1 protein-coding gene is annotated in these 267 nt (G+C 66.7%); it reads right to left on the bottom strand.

Features of this window, described 5'->3' with window-relative positions:
- A partial coding sequence (locus tag LWC34_RS56545) for a helix-turn-helix domain-containing protein (protein ID WP_233735268.1) occupies window positions 1-235 on the bottom strand: 235 nt, incomplete at its 3' end.
- Window positions 236-267: the final 32 nt, after the last annotated feature.

Raw genomic sequence — 267 nt, 5'->3', positions numbered from 1 at the left:
CAGCCCCGGCCAATGCCTGCCGTCCGCCGGCCGACCACGCCCGGTGCCACCGTGAGGCGGTCTGCGCCGAGACTCCCAACTCCACCACCACATCGACCTGCCGCTTGCCGCGGTCAAACATCTCCGCAGCCCGCATCCGACGTTCCCGCAACGCCTCAAAATCACGGCGGGCAGCTACTTTCTTGCCGCTCCGGGCTTTCCGACGCTGGCCGGCCGATCGTGACGGTTCTGGCATACCACGATTGTCCTACCAGGCAAGGCGAATCA

Source organism: Kibdelosporangium philippinense, assembly GCF_021390435.2.
Taxonomy (GTDB): Bacteria; Actinomycetota; Actinomycetes; order Mycobacteriales; family Pseudonocardiaceae; genus Kibdelosporangium; species Kibdelosporangium philippinense.
This window is presented reverse-complemented; position numbering and strand designations above follow the sequence as displayed.